The sequence below is a fragment of the Rhodococcus sp. OK302 genome (assembly GCF_002245895.1).
GTDB lineage: Bacteria > Actinomycetota > Actinomycetes > Mycobacteriales > Mycobacteriaceae > Rhodococcus_F.
In genome coordinates this window covers 180,325-194,528 of the sequence record NZ_NPJZ01000001.1, presented here as the reverse complement: position 1 = coordinate 194,528, position 14,204 = coordinate 180,325, and the positions used below count along the sequence as shown (strand labels likewise).

Here is a 14,204-nt window from a genome sequence, read left to right as displayed (position 1 = left end):
ATCCCACGACAAAACCGTTGCGGTGGTGGAACTTCGAGATCAGATACCCATGTCCTTCGCGATGATGGTCTTCATCACCTCGCTGGAACCGGCGTAGATGCGGTTGACACGGGTATCGGCATACAGGCGGGCAATCGGGTACTCCCGCATGTAGCCGTAGCCTCCGTGAAGCTGAAGGCACTTGTCGATGACGCGACCGGCCATCTCGGTGCAGAACAGTTTGACCCGGGCGGCGTCGGCGACGGTGAGTTCACGGATTTCATCGAGATCGAGTGCGCGATCCACCATGGCCTGGGCGGCCGCGACTTCCGTCGAGCACTCGGCCAGCACAAACTTCGTGTTCTGGAAACTTGCCACCGGTTTTCCGAAGACCTGACGCTGCTGCACGTACGTCTTCGCGAATTCGATTGCCGCGCTGGCATTTGCATAAGCGCCGACGGCTGCGCCCAGTCGCTCGCGCACCAAGTTCTGAGTGAGGTACGAGAAGCCTTCGCCCTCGGTCCCCAAAAGATTTTCTGTCGGAACGACGACATCGGTGAAGGAGAGTTCAGCGGTGTCCTGCGCTCGGAGGCCGAGCTTGTCCAGCTTGCGGCCGACCACAAACCCTTCGGAGCGCGTATCGACGCACAGGATCGACAATCCGGCACGCCGGTTCTCGGCTGTGCGCGGACTGGTGCGGCACACCACCAGAATCAGGCCTGCCTGGACGCCACCGGTAATGAAGGTTTTGGCACCGTTGAGGACGTAGTGGGTGCCGTCGTCGGAAAGCTTTGCAGTGGTGGTGATGCCGGCAAGGTCGGAGCCCGCACCGGGTTCGGTCATGGCTATGGCCGTCATCATCTCGCCGGAGAGGAATCCGGGCAGCCAACGCGCCTTCTGCTCCGCATTTCCGTATTCGACCAGGTAGGGCAGGACCAGGCCCGTGTGGACGACGTCGGCGCCGAAGGTGACGCCGGCCCGAGCGGTCTCCTCACGAATGACGGCCTGGTACTTGAAACTGGTCTGGCCGCCGCCGCCGAACTCCGTGGGAATCTCGATTCCGAAGATCGCCAGGTCGCCGAGTTGGCGGTACAGCGACCGCGGAACCATGCCGGCTTCCTCCCAGTCGGAATAGGACGGGACGACCTCCTTGGCGATGAATGTTCGGATCATCTGTCGGAATGTTTCGTGATCGCTGTCGAAGACGGTTCTCTTCACGCGATTCTCCCTTCGGCTCGGTACCCTGAAAGTTGGGTGTCAGACGGCTCGGTGCGGTAAGGTTCTCTAACCTGATGGTGAGACTGAATTCTGGGATACGCTGACAGTTTCCGTCAATAAGTGAATACTAACTCATAAGAACAAGATTCTGCCGAAAGATGAGACTTCGGTAGCAACGAAGGAGAGTGTCCGCGTGGTCGTACGAAGGCCAAGTGACCGTAAAGAGCAGATTCTCGCTGCCGCCGGTGACCTCTTCCGTGAACGTGGGTATCACAATGTGTCGGTTGCGCAGGTGGCTGCAGCGGTCGGAATCACGGCACCGGCGCTCTATCGGCACTTCCGTAACAAACCTGATCTCCTTCATGCTGCCGTCAACAGTGGGATCGACACGCTGTACTACAACGTGACTCAATCCGAAGACCTCAAAGCGCTGATCGCGACGCTTGCGTCGTCGGTGTCGAGGCGACGGGGTCTCCCGCTCCTGTGGCAGCGTGAAGCGCGATATCTGCCCGACGAGCAGCGTGAAGAGTTGCGTACCGTACTCAAGAGCGTCGCGGCGCGGGATGCTGCATTGATCCGCACCGAACGCCCCGAGTTGAACGAGGAAGACAGCTATCTGCTTGCCTGGGCGGTCATTTCGGTATTCAGCAGTATTTCCTCGCATCGAGTTTCGCTGCCTCGGCGGCAGATGGAACTCCTGTTGATCGATCTTGCCGAGCGTGCCGCGTACACCGATCTGGGGCACTCGTCGCCGGAAGCATCGCACGTTACCGATCGCACTCCGGTGGCAACGTCTCGTCGTGAGCTGTTGCTGTCCGAAGCCATCCGGTTATTTGATGAGCGCGGATACCAGGCCGTCAACACTGAAGACATCGGTGAAGCGGCCGGTACCACGGGGCCCAATGTCTACAACCACTTCGACGCCAAGATCGACCTTCTTGTGGCCGCAGTATCGCGCGCCGGCGAGCGGCGCCGGCTCGGAGTGGAGAATGCGCTCGCCAAAGCTGACGGTCCCGATGAGGTCCTTTCTGGATTGCTCTCGGCGCATATCGATTTCGCAATCAACGAGCGTCATCTCATCGGACTGCTGATCAGTGAACTCGATCAGTTGCCTGACAAGTTTCGGCGTTCCTGCGAGCAGAATCAGCGGGAGTACGTTGCGTCGTGGGTCAAGGCTCTCGACGGGGTGCGGCCAGGACTCGAGCCTGCAACGGCGCGAATCACGGTCATGGCTGCGCTGAATGTCGTGGAAGGTTCCGTGCGGATCGGGAGGTTGCGTCGGCGGTCTGATCTGCCGGAGCGACTGTTCGAGATCGGAAATTCGGTACTGCTCGGCGGGTAGAGCCGAGACTGTCGGGTGTACTTGCCGGACAGTCACATTCAATTTAGTATACATTTTTGTATGCCATCATCTTCCTCAAAGTTCGTGTGGCGGGGTTCGTTCTGAAACCCGAGTATTCAACTGATCGGAGACGTCCATGCGTTTCGACGCAACAGAATTGACGGCCGAGGAACTCGACCTTCAAGCTGAAGTACGCGAGTACCTCGACAAGCGGCTGACGCCCGGAAGCTATCCGCTCGGACTCGGAATGTCAGGCGCCGTGGACCCTGAGTTCTCCCGCGATATCGGAAGCCGCGGCTGGTTGGGTATGTCCTTGCCGCAGAAATACGGCGGCGGCGGACGCTCGGCCGTGGATCGCCTGGTCGTCGTCGAAGAACTTCTCGCCCGAGGCGCACCCGTCGGCTATCACTGGATCGGTGACCGCCAGTCCGGTCCGAGTATTGCGGCCAACGGAACCGAGGAGCAGAAGCAGCACTTCCTGCCCGGTATCGCACGCGGTGAGTTCTCGTTCTCGATCGGCATGAGCGAACCGGATTCCGGCTCCGACCTGGCGTCCTTGCGAACTCGCGCCGAACGCGTCGACGGTGGCTGGAAAGTGAACGGCACCAAGATCTGGACCACCGGCGCCTTCCATGCGACGCACATCCTCGCCCTGCTCCGAACCTCCGCCGACAAACACAGCGGACTCACACAACTGATCATCGATCGTCACAGCGAGGGCCTGACGGTTTCGCCCATCCCGTTCATCGACGGAAGCGAAGACTTCTGCGAGGTGTCGTTCCAGGACGTCTTCGTTCCTGACTCGCGTCGCCTCGGCGACGTCGGAGCCGGCTGGGGCCAAAACACCGGAGAACTTGCGCTCGAACGAGGTGGCGTCGACCGGTGGATGTCGCTGATGCCGGTGCTCGAACACTGGGCAGCTCATCAAGCGGCCGACGGTGGGCCCGCCGCGCTGGCCGATCTGGGATCGATTACCGCACGCTGCTGGGCTTTCCGCGGAATGTCTCTCTCGATTGCCCGGATGGTGGACGCCGGCCGCTCGCCGGTTACCGAGGCGGCATTGATCAAGGAAATGGCAACACGATTCGAGCAGGACTGCGTTGCGGTGGTCTCGCGGCATCTCGGTAGAGCCCCCGACCTGGCGTCCGAAGATCCGTACGAGTCGCTACTGGCCCGCGCGGTACTGGTCGCGCCGTCGTGGTCGATTCGCGGCGGTACCAACGAGATTCTCCGCACCGTGATCGTGAAGGGGTTGAACCGATGAATTCTGTTTCACAGCACAATGATTACGCATTTGATGCGGACCTCGAAGCGATGGTCGAGCAATTTTTTGCCGAGAAGTCCGACGCCGACGTGGTTGCCAAAGCTGAAGTCGAAGGTTTGCCCACCGGATTATGGGACGCGGCAGTCGAACTGGGCCTGCCGCTGGTTGGTCTTCCCGAATCTGCCGGTGGCTCCGGTGGTTCTCTGCTGGACGCCGTGACCGTGCAGCGAGCGGCAGCACGTCACGCAGCGCCGCTGCCACTGGCCGAGACGTACTTGGCCGGCCGGTTGGCCGTAGCCGCCGGTCTTCCGGTACCCGCCGGGATCGCCACTACAGCGCCGGGATCACACCGGGACACTGCAACTTTCGACGTCACCGTCTCGGGAACCCTGTACGACGTGCCGTGGGCCGGCGCCGCGGCGGTCGTGGCAGTGATACTCGGTGACCGAGTGGTGATCCTGAACGTCGCAGACGCCGAGGTCGGTGACGGAACAGATCTTGCCGGTCAGCCGCGACAAAGCCTGACATTCACCGGCGCACCGGCCGTGATCGGTGAGAACCCGGTAGATGTGCGGCTGCTCAGTAGACTCGGAGCCTTCCTGCGTTCGGTGCAGATGGCAGCAGCCATGGAAGCCGTCTCGACGCTCACGCAGCGGTACGTGTCCGAACGAGTCCAATTCGGCCGTCCCGTCGCACAATTCCAGGCCGTGCAGCAGCACATCGTCACCCTCGCCCAGATGGCCTCCATGTCGACGCTGGCCGTCGATCGCACGGCAATTGCTCTCAACACTCGCGAAGCCGAATTTGAAGTGCTCGCAACAAAACTGGTGGTCTCGCAGAATGCGCTGCTCAGTGTGCGCGCCGCGCACCAGGCTCACGGAGCCATCGGCATGACACAGGAATACCGCTTGCAGCAACTGACCCGTCGCCTGCACGCCTGGCGCTGCGAGTTCGGCGACGAGATCGCACTCGCGGTACAGCTCGGGCGAGGCGTTTCCGCCTCGCCGTCACTGCCCCGTTTGCTAACCGACCCGCACCCGACTTTGGAGCTGACGTCATGACCGATGCAGTACACGTAGAGATCGACGGACACGTCGCGACCATCGAATTCTCCCGCCCGCCCGCGAACTTCTTCGATCAGGAAGTGCTCCGGCAGATTGCCGACGCGGCAACCGAACTCGTCGACAATGGTGACATTCGGGCGATAGTTCTCGCGTCGGCCGGCAAGCATTTCTGCGCCGGTGCGAACTTCGGTGAGGGTGGACTGGGACCGGACCGCGCCGATACCGTGCGCGACATCTACACCGAGGCCCTGCGTCTCTTCGAGATCCCCGTTCCCGTGATCGCGGCGGTGCAGGGATCCGCCGTGGGCGGCGGCCTCGGATTGGCCTGCGCCGCAGACTTCCGCGTTGCCGGACCGTCGACCCGCTTGCATGCGAACTTTGCCGCACTGGGCTTCCATCAGGGATTCGGGCTCAGCGTCACCTTGCCTCGCGTCGTGGGAGCTCAAACCGCAGCTGATCTGCTGTACACCGCACGGCGGCTTACCGGCACGCAGGCACACGAACTCGGCCTGGTGGATCGACTGGCCGAAGACACGAACATTCGTGAGCAGGCGCTCGCCTACGCCCACGAAATTGCTGCCAACGCACCGCTGGCCGTGCGCTCGATGAAGCAAACACTGCGCGGGGGACTGCGCGACGAGGTGGCCACCGTGCTCGAGCGTGAGTTGGCCGAGCAGGTCGTGTTGTGGGGGACCGAAGACTGCGTGGCCGGTATCGAAGCCAACCTCGCACGGCAACAACCGCAGTTCAGTGCCCGGTGACGTTTAGGGTGTTGACCGTGAAGGAACCCACTGGTGCGCAACGCTGCCTGCAACAGATCCGGCAGATGATCGTCTCCGGTGAGCTCCTGCCCGGACAAAAAGTTCACCAGGCAGAGCTCGCCGAGAGATTGGACGTCAGTCGAATTCCGGTGCGGGAAGCGCTTTCGACCTTGCAGGCCGAGGGCGTCCTCGAGCACAAATCGAACACGGGATATACCGTGACTCGCTTCAGCAGTGAAGATCTTGCCGAGTTGTATCTGATGCGGCGCCTACTCGAAACTGAGATCCTGGCGTCGATAGACCTCAGCAGTGTTGACGTGGCCGAACTGGAGCGCATTCAGGAACAAGTGGACAATGCCGAGCCGAGTGAGCAGGGGCCCGAGTTTCTCGAGGTCAACCATCGGTTCCACTTCCGGCTGTTCGAGTACTCACCGCTGCGACGGGTACTGCAGGAAGTGGAACGGCTGTGGTACCTGTCGGATTTCTATCGAGCGTTATACGTCCACGAAAAGTCATCTCGCCAAAAGGTTTCCGACGATCACGAGCGGATCCTGCAGGCTGTTCGCAACCAAGATTCAGTCGAACTGATCCGGGCGAGCGACGAGCATCGATCCGCTACCGAGGTTTTGGTGGCCTCGCGACTGGGACGTTCTCGGTCGCGTTGAGAGATCCCGGGCTTTTGCGCGCGGGTATTTTCGTCCACTAGTTGGACGTGTGTGCGGGTTCCCGTGCGTCGGCGGAAGTTGTGTGCGCTCAGGCACGGTTGCGGTGGCGGCGTTTGCCGCCACCGCGCATTCTCAGATCAGCTCGAGAATTGTGGCATTGGCCATGCCGCCGCCCTCGCACATGGACTGCAATCCGTAACGGATCCCGTTCTCTCGCATGTGATGTACCAGGGTAGTCATCAGTCGGGCACCCGAACCGCCGATGGGATGACCCAACGCCATGGCGCCGCCGTTCGGATTCATCCGCTCGTAGTTGGCGCCGGTTTCACGAAGCCAGGCCAACGACACCGAGGCAAAAGCCTCGTTGATCTCGAACGCGCCGATGTCGTCGATCGAGAGACCGGCCTTGGCGAGAGCTTTCGCCGTCGCTGGGATGGGCCCTTCGAGCATGGTGATCGGATCGGCACCGGTCACGACCGCAGTGTGGATTCGTGCGATAGGCGTCCATCCCTGCGATTTCGCGAACTCGCTGGTGGTGACGAGTAGTGCGCCGGAACCGTCGGAGATCTGCGAGGAGTTACCCGCGGTGATCGAACCGTCTTCGGAGAAAGCAGGTTTGAGCGAACCGAGCTTTTCGAGAGTGCCGCCGCGGCGCACACCCTCGTCCTTCTCGAAGACACTGCTGCGGCCGTCTGCGTCCGTCACAGTCACTGCGGTGATCTGATCTTTGAACCGGCCCTCGTCAACAGCCGCCGCAGCCCGCTCGTGAGAATCGAGCGCATGCTGATCCAGTTCGGCCCGAGAAATGCCGTACTTTTCCGCGATCATCTGCGCGCCCATGCCCTGATTGAACCGGACACCGTTGTAGCGATCCCACACCAGCGGACCGTGCGGCTCACCGAATCTGGCGTCGGCTCGCGCCGAACCCATCGGGACGGCACTCATCATCTCGACACCGCCGGCGATAGCCACGTCGTACTGACCGGAGATGACACCCGCGGCAGCTTGATGAACTGCCTGTTGCGAAGAGCCGCACTGACGGTCGATGGTGACGCCGGGTACGTGCTCGGGCCAGCCGGCGGCCAGCACCGACGAGCGGGCGATGCAACCCGACTGCATGCCGAGTGTGCCGACGCAGCCCCAGATCACGTCGTCGACAAGAGCCGGATCGAGGTCGACTCGATCGGCGAGTGCCCCGAGCACGTGGGCGGACAGGGATACGGCATGCATTCGGGACAGTGAGCCGTTCCGTTTGCCGACTGCCGTTCGGACAGCGTCGACAATGACTGCGTCACGCATGGGAACTCCTTCAATTTTTCGAGTAGCTGGGAAAAGGTCTTATAGACCCATGTCCTTGGCGATGATCGTCTTCATGACCTCGCTGGTGCCGCCGTAGATGCGGCTGACGCGGGTGTCGGCGTACAGGCGCGCGATCGGGTACTCGAGCATGTAGCCGTAGCCACCGTGCAGCTGCAGGCACTTGTCGATGACTCGCGCCGCGACCTCGGTGCCGAAAAGCTTGATGCGTGCTGCGTCGGCGGCGGTGAGCTCGCCGGAGTCGTCGAGTTCGATACCGCGGTCGACCAGAGCCTGCCCGGCGTCGACCTCGGCCGAGCACTCGGCGAGGACGAACTTGGTGTTCTGAAATGCTGCGACGGGCTTGCCGAATACCTGACGTTCCTGGACGTAGGCCTTGGCGAATTCGATTGCGGCAGCGGCAGAGGAGATGCCGCGGCTACCGATCGAGAGGCGCTCACGCGGCAGGTTCTGGCCCAGGTACGAGAAACCCTTGTCCTGCTCGCCGAGGAGATCGGCGACGGGAACCTTGACGTCGGTGAACGACAGTTCGCTGGTGTCGCTGGCGCGCAGGCCCAGCTTCTCCAACTTGCGGCCGTACTCGAAACCTGGCGCGTCGGTGGGGACGACCATCAGGCTGAGACCGAAGCGGCGATCGGTCTCGGACGGCGGAGAGGTACGGGCAACCACGACACACAGTTCGGAGTTGACCGCACCGGTGATGAAAGTCTTTGCGCCGTTGAGGATGTAGTGCGTGCCATCCTCGGACAGCTTTGCCGTGGAACGGATGCCGGCGAGATCGGAACCGGTACCGGGCTCGGTCATAGCGATGCACAGAGTTTTCTCACCGGTAGCGATGGACGGGAGCCACCGCTGCTTCTGCTCGTCGTTGCACAGGCGCAACAGGTAGGGCAGGACAATGCCGGTGCTGACTGTGTAGTGGCCGAAACTCACTGCGGCGCGGGATGTTTCCTCGTCCATGACGGCCTGGAACTTGTAGCTGGTCTTGCCGGTGCCGCCGAACTCTTCCGGGATATCGAATCCCATGACCCCGAGCTCACCCAGCTTGGTGAACAACTCGCGCGGGACGCGGTTGTCACGTTCCCAATCTGCGTAGAAGGGGGTGATCTCCTTCGCGATGAACAATCGGATCGTCTCGCGGAAATCTTCGTGCTCTTGGGTGAAGAGGTTGCGCTTCATCTCGGTGGCCTGCTTTCTTCGTAGACGTTAGTGGGTTGTGACGACTGCGGAGCCGCGCAGTGTCACGGTGCCGTCGGGCAATGCCATGGTGAGGTCGAGGGTTGCAAGTCCGTCCTCGACACTAGTCACCGTGCCGGTGCATCGGGGTGTCGAGTTCACCGGAGTGATCGCGGAGAACCGGACGGAGAACGAACGGATGCGGTCCTGCGCATAGTGATCGGTGAGCAGTCGTCCGAGGTAAGCCATGGACAACATGCCGTGCGCAAATACGTCGGGAATGCCCACGGCTGCACAGGCATCCATGTCGATATGAACGGGATTGTGGTCACCCGAAGCGCCCGCGTACAGGGCCAGGGTGGTGCGTGTAATTTTCGGGACCTCGAGGTCCAGAGTGTCTCCGGTATTCATCTGTTGGTGGACCTTTCCGAAAATGAGATCAGACTCGGCCGGCGTCGACGACGAGGCACTGGCCGTTGACGTAATCGGACTCGGGAATGCACATCAGGTAGACAGCACCGGCAGCTTCGACGGGAGTGCCGGGGCGCCCGAACGGGATTGCCTTGGACACCATCGCAGCCTTCTCGGCGCTGATGCCGATTCTGATATCGCGGCCATCGATGTTGAGGGTGGTGTTGTCCGTCGCCACGGCATCGGTCATGCGAGTCTTGATGAATCCGAAGGCAACTGCGTTGACGTTGACCTTGTAGCGGCCCCACTCCTTGGCCAGCGTCTTGGTCAGTCCGATGAGGCCCGCCTTGGCCGCCGAGTAGTTGGCCTGACCGGCGCTGCCGTAGAAGCCGGACGTCGACGAAATGTTGACTACCTTGCGGTGATAGTCGACCGGGTTAGCCTTGAAGTACGGCTGAGCGGCACGCAGGATCTGGAACGGCGCCTTGAGGTTGACGTCGAGAATGGTGTCCCACTGCTCGTCGGTCATCTTCTGAATGACGCTGTCCCACGTGTATCCGGCATTGTTGACAATGATGTCGAGGCCGCCGAACGATTCGATGGCGGTGTTGACGAAACGCTGGGCGAAACCGTCTTCGGTCACGGATCCGATGCACGTAACAGCTTGTCCACCAGCTGCTTTGATGTCCATCTCAGTCTGTGTTGCGGGTTCGGGATCAAGATCGTTGACCACGACAGACGCGCCTTCGGCAGCGAGCTTGAGAGCGATTTCACGGCCGATTCCGCGGCCTGAACCGGAGACGATGGCAACCTTGCCCGAGAGATTTCCCATGATGGCAGTCCTTTTCTGTGACTAGTGTGCGGCGGTTGCCACGAAGCCGATTTCGGCCAGTACTTGATCGGTGTGTTCGCCGATGAGCGGCGCGGGGCGCGGCGTAGCGGCCGGGGTTTCGGAGTAACGCGGCGCCGGGTTGGGCTGGACGAATCCGTCGCCGAAGGTTCCGAAGGTGGCGCGGCTGACGTTGTGCGGGTGCGCGGCAGCTTCTTCGAAGTTCAAAACCGGTGAGACGCAAGCCCCTTGTAGGTCGAAGGCCGCGTCCCACTCCTGCCGACTGTGGGTCGCGAAGATCTCCGCGAGGCGATCGGCCATGGCGGGCCAGGCATCCCGGTTGTGCTGCTGCGCGAAGAGGGGGTCTTCGGTCAAGCCGAGCACTCGCAGGGTTGCGGCGTAAAACTGCGGTTCTACACAACCGACGGCCATGAATCCGCCGTCGGCGCAACGGTAGTTCCGGTAGAACGGGGCGCCGCCGTCGAACATGTTGGAGGCGCGCTTGTCCACCCAGCGGTCACGCACCACGAGGCCGTGAATCAGCGCCAACTGCACGGCCGTGCCGTCGGTCATAGCGGCATCGACTACTTGACCGCGGCCGTCGATCTGCGCTCGCAGCATCGCGGTGGTGAGTCCGAGGGCCAGCAGCATTCCGCCACCGCCCATGTCGCCCACCAGGTTCAGCGGAACCGGGGGAACCTCACCTTCGATGCCCATTGCGGCAAGTGCTCCGGTGAGAGCAATGTAGTTGAGGTCGTGCCCAGGTTCCTGAGCCAACGGACCGTCCTGGCCCCACCCGGTCATCCGGCCGTACACCAACTTCGGATTGCGGGCCAGACACGTTTCCGGACCCAGGCCCAGCCGTTCGGTGACGCCGGGCCGGAATCCTTCGATGACGGCGTCGGCGGTCTCGATGATCCGCAGGACGGCTTCGACATCCTGGGGATCCTTCAGATCCAGGGCTACGGAGCGACGGTTGCGATGCAGCACAGGATGTCCGGACTGAGTACCGGCGTCGCTGCGGCGATCGATCCGAATAACATCTGCACCCTGATCGGCGAGCAGCATTCCGCAGAACGGTCCGGGACCGATTCCGCCGAGTTCGACGATGCGCAGACCGGCTAGAGGCCCGCTCGGTGTGGTGACGTCAGTAGCCATGGAGAAACCGTCTTTCGCTGGTAGGGGAGACTAGCGGGAGCCTGCGTCGACGTTCAGGCACTGTCCACTGACGTAGTCGGTGTCCGGTGTGCAGAGAACGTAGACGGATCCGGCGGCTTCGGTCGGAGTTCCCGGTCGGCCCAACGGATTTGTGGTCTTGACGCGCTCCATGACCGCCTGGCTCACACCCGCCTTGATTTTGCGTCCGTCGATCACGACAAACGAATCGTCACCGGCAACAGCGTCCGTCATGCGGGTGAGAATGAACCCGAATGCAACGGCGTTGACGTTGACCTTGTAGCGGCCCCACTCCTTGGCGAGGGTCTTGGTCAGGCCGACGATACCGGCCTTCGCTGCGGCGTAATTCGACTGTCCGGGGTTGCCGTAGATACCGGCGGCCGACGAGATGTTGACGACCTTGCGGTGGTAGGTGGTGGGGTTGGCCTTGATGTAAGGCTGTGCGGCACGGAGGATTCGGAACGGCGCCTTCACATGGACGTCGAGAATGGTGTCCCACTGCTCGTCCGTCATCTTCTGAATGACAGTGTCCCAGGTGTACCCGGCGTTGTTGACTATGATGTCCAGGCCGTTGAACGCGTCGATTGCGGTACCGACGAAACGCTCCGCGAAGTCGTCGTCCGTGACGGATCCGACGCAGGCGATTGCGTGTCCGCCGGCAGCCTTGATGTCTTCCACCGTCTCGAGGGCGGGTGTCGGATCGAGGTCGTTGACCACTACCGATGCACCTTCGGAGGCGAGACGGAGAGCGATTTCACGGCCGATTCCGCGGCCCGAACCGGAGACGATGGCTACCTTGCCGTCGAGAGTGCCCATGATGAAAGTCCTTGCAGTCTAAGAGGAATGAAAGTGTCAGGCGCGAGGGTCGCGGACAACCGTGGTGGAGCGAAGTTGAGCAATCGGTTTGCCGGATCGAGTGACCTCGGTGGTGCGAACCAAGAACTGCAGTGCGCCACCCTTTTTGGCGTAGTAATCCGTAACCACGGTGGAGAAATGCAGAGTGTCGCCGGCATAGGCCGTCGAGTGATACGTGAACTCCTGCTCACCGTGCAGGATGGTCCGAATATCGATTCCGAGATCCGCATAGAACGTCGACGGGTTGGGGCGCTCCATATCGAGGCAGAACAGGAACGTCGGCGGAACCGGCAGATCGCGGTGACCGGCCTGGAGTGCTGCGTCAAGATCCGTGTACACGGGATCATGTTGGCCGGTGGCGCGGGCGAAGAAGGAGAGCCGTCCGCGCTCGACCGAGACGGTGTGCTCGGGAATGCGGGTTCCGATGACCCCCGTATCGAGATTCGCCATGACAACTCCTGAGTTTTGGGGCGGGAACCGCCGGTGTGATCTGTCGTGAATCAAGCGGTTAGCGCATATTCACTTTGACTAACATAAGCGCAGTTGTCAAGGGATTGATGCGAGTTTGGTCAATGACCAGATATTTCTCAGCCGGCCGCGGCCAGGGCAGTTCGACGTAGCTCCGCCTTGAGGGTCTTCCCGGTAGCCGAGGTCGGGAGTGAATCCACGAACTGCACCGAGCGAGGTGCCTTGTACCCGGCGATCAGCGATTTCACATGGGCGCGCAATGTCTCGGCCGTGGTCTCGGTGCCGGGCTGTAGCACCACAAACGCATGCACGCGCTCGCCCCACTCCGGATCAGGGACGCCGATTACCGAGCAGGTGGCGACGTCCGCATGTTTTGCCAATGCGTTCTCGACCTCAGTCGAATAGACGTTCTCACCACCCGTCACGATCATGTCCTTGATCCGGTCGACGATGAACAGATAGCCGCGCTCGTCGAGGTAGCCGGCGTCGCCGGTGTGCATCCAACCGTCGCGCAGGACCTCGTCGGTCTCGGCCGGTCGTTTCCAGTAGCCCAGCATGACGTGATCGCCACGCGTGGCGACTTCGCCGATCTGGCCGGGAGCGACTTCTGCGCCGTCCTGATCGACTATGCGAATCTCACAGTGGGGGAGCGCTCTTCCGGCTGAGCGGAGGAGGTCGCCGCCCGTCGTGTGTTCCTGCGTCCCCAACATCGAGATGTGCGCCGTCTCGGTCATGCCGTATCCCTGACTGAACCCGCTTCCCGGAAACAACGCCATAGCGCGTTCGAGGAGGCTGGGCGATATGGGGGAGGCTCCGTATCGCACTATCTGCACACTCGAGAGGTCGTAATCGCTTGTGTCCTTCTGTGATACCAGCATTTGCAGCATGGTCGGGACCAATGCCACGACGCTGGGACGATAGGTGTCGACGGCCCGCAGAAACGAGTCCGGCGTGAAGGTGGGCAAGAAGACCTGCGTTCCACCGAGGACGTTCTGAGTCATCCAGCCGACTATTCCGGCTAGATGGAACATCGGGTTTGTATTGAGGTTGGAACTGCCGTTGACGACTGTCCGGCCGGATGCCAGATTGCCCAGCGTCGACGTCATCAACGAACGATGACTGATCATCACGCCCTTGGGGAAGCCGGTGGTGCCGCCGGTATAGAGCAGCAGCGCCAGGGCGTCGTCACCGGTTCGGGTGTCGGGGACGGGTTCGGACTTCTCGATCAATGATTCGTAGGCCGTCATTCGCGGCGGGATCGCACCGGTTCCGCTGTAGACCAGCGTCGGTAGATCATCGAGTCCTGCGACGATTTCCAGGAAATTTTGGTCGATCATCATGGCGACCGGCTCGGCATCTGCGAGTGCGTACGAGATTTCCGCGGCACTCCAGCGGACGTTGACCGGGTTGGGTACGGCGCCAATCCACCAGCACGCCAGAAACAACTCGTGAGTGCGGTCGGAATTCAAGGCGAGGACGGCAACGCGATCGCCGGATCGGACTCCGAGTCCGCGTAGCCCCGCGGCAAGCCGCGCAACGCGATCGATACCTTCGCGGACTGAATGAATCCTGTTCTCGAACACCGTCATCGAACTGTCCGGGCTCTGCTGCAAGGCTCGGTGGAGGAACTGAGTCAAATACATGAAGAACTCCTGGGTGTTTCAGGGCCACAAGCGAAC

Annotated in this window: 14 protein-coding genes; 5 read left to right on the top strand and 9 right to left on the bottom strand. The window is 61.6% G+C overall.

From position 1 onward, the window contains the following. Positions 1-39 precede the first annotated feature (39 nt). Positions 40-1,197: an acyl-CoA dehydrogenase family protein gene (locus BDB13_RS00900; protein ID WP_094269990.1), complete on the bottom strand. Its 1,158-nt coding sequence runs from the start codon at positions 1,195-1,197 to the stop codon at positions 40-42. A 193-nt stretch (positions 1,198-1,390) separates the two neighbouring features. Here BDB13_RS00900 and BDB13_RS00895 point away from each other — a divergent pair, with 193 nt between their 5' ends. The 5 genes from BDB13_RS00895 (at position 1,391) to BDB13_RS00875 (ending at position 6,293) form a co-directional block, all read left to right on the top strand. Next, positions 1,391-2,539: a TetR/AcrR family transcriptional regulator gene (locus BDB13_RS00895; RefSeq protein ID WP_176459495.1), complete on the top strand. Its 1,149-nt coding sequence runs from the start codon at positions 1,391-1,393 to the stop codon at positions 2,537-2,539. 136 nt (positions 2,540-2,675) lie between these two features. Continuing rightward, positions 2,676-3,803 carry an acyl-CoA dehydrogenase family protein gene (locus tag BDB13_RS00890; RefSeq protein WP_094269988.1) on the top strand — a complete coding sequence of 376 codons (1,128 nt, stop codon included), beginning with the start codon at positions 2,676-2,678 and terminating at the stop codon, positions 3,801-3,803. Beyond that, the gene (locus BDB13_RS00885; protein WP_094269987.1) at positions 3,800-4,864 is read left to right on the top strand and encodes an acyl-CoA dehydrogenase family protein; all 1,065 of its coding nucleotides are present in this window, start codon (positions 3,800-3,802) and stop codon (positions 4,862-4,864) included. The genes BDB13_RS00890 and BDB13_RS00885 overlap by 4 nt, the downstream gene beginning before the upstream one ends. Further along, positions 4,861-5,628, top strand: a complete 768-nt coding sequence (locus BDB13_RS00880; RefSeq protein ID WP_094269986.1) for an enoyl-CoA hydratase/isomerase family protein — start codon at positions 4,861-4,863, stop codon at positions 5,626-5,628. The genes BDB13_RS00885 and BDB13_RS00880 overlap by 4 nt, the downstream gene beginning before the upstream one ends. A 17-nt stretch (positions 5,629-5,645) precedes the next feature. Next, positions 5,646-6,293, top strand: a complete 648-nt coding sequence (locus tag BDB13_RS00875; protein WP_094274577.1) for a GntR family transcriptional regulator — start codon at positions 5,646-5,648, stop codon at positions 6,291-6,293. Between the two features lie 132 nt (positions 6,294-6,425). On the opposite strand, the gene BDB13_RS00870 is transcribed toward BDB13_RS00875, so the two are convergent. The 8 genes from BDB13_RS00870 to BDB13_RS00835 form a co-directional block, all read right to left on the bottom strand. Beyond that, entirely contained in the window at positions 6,426-7,592 is a 1,167-nt protein-coding gene (locus BDB13_RS00870) for a thiolase family protein (protein WP_094269985.1), read from the bottom strand. 39 nt (positions 7,593-7,631) lie between these two features. After that, the gene (locus BDB13_RS00865) at positions 7,632-8,789 is read right to left on the bottom strand and encodes an acyl-CoA dehydrogenase family protein (RefSeq protein ID WP_094269984.1); all 1,158 of its coding nucleotides are present in this window, start codon (positions 8,787-8,789) and stop codon (positions 7,632-7,634) included. A gap of 27 nt (positions 8,790-8,816) precedes the next feature. Further along, positions 8,817-9,197, bottom strand: a complete 381-nt coding sequence (locus tag BDB13_RS00860; protein ID WP_094269983.1) for a MaoC/PaaZ C-terminal domain-containing protein — start codon at positions 9,195-9,197, stop codon at positions 8,817-8,819. A gap of 28 nt (positions 9,198-9,225) precedes the next feature. Further along, positions 9,226-10,029, bottom strand: coding sequence for an SDR family NAD(P)-dependent oxidoreductase (locus BDB13_RS00855; protein ID WP_094269982.1), 804 nt, complete (start codon positions 10,027-10,029; stop codon positions 9,226-9,228). A gap of 21 nt (positions 10,030-10,050) precedes the next feature. Then, positions 10,051-11,184, bottom strand: coding sequence for a CaiB/BaiF CoA transferase family protein (locus BDB13_RS00850; protein ID WP_094269981.1), 1,134 nt, complete (start codon positions 11,182-11,184; stop codon positions 10,051-10,053). A 30-nt stretch (positions 11,185-11,214) separates the two neighbouring features. Beyond that, on the bottom strand, positions 11,215-12,018 hold the full coding sequence (locus BDB13_RS00845; protein WP_094269980.1) for an SDR family NAD(P)-dependent oxidoreductase: 804 nt from the start codon (positions 12,016-12,018) through the stop codon (positions 11,215-11,217). 36 nt (positions 12,019-12,054) lie between these two features. Further along, positions 12,055-12,507, bottom strand: a complete 453-nt coding sequence (locus tag BDB13_RS00840) for a MaoC family dehydratase N-terminal domain-containing protein (RefSeq protein WP_094269979.1) — start codon at positions 12,505-12,507, stop codon at positions 12,055-12,057. Positions 12,508-12,644: 137 nt separating this feature from the next. After that, on the bottom strand, positions 12,645-14,168 hold the full coding sequence (locus tag BDB13_RS00835; RefSeq protein WP_094269978.1) for an acyl-CoA synthetase: 1,524 nt from the start codon (positions 14,166-14,168) through the stop codon (positions 12,645-12,647). Between the last annotated feature and the right edge of the window lie 36 nt (positions 14,169-14,204).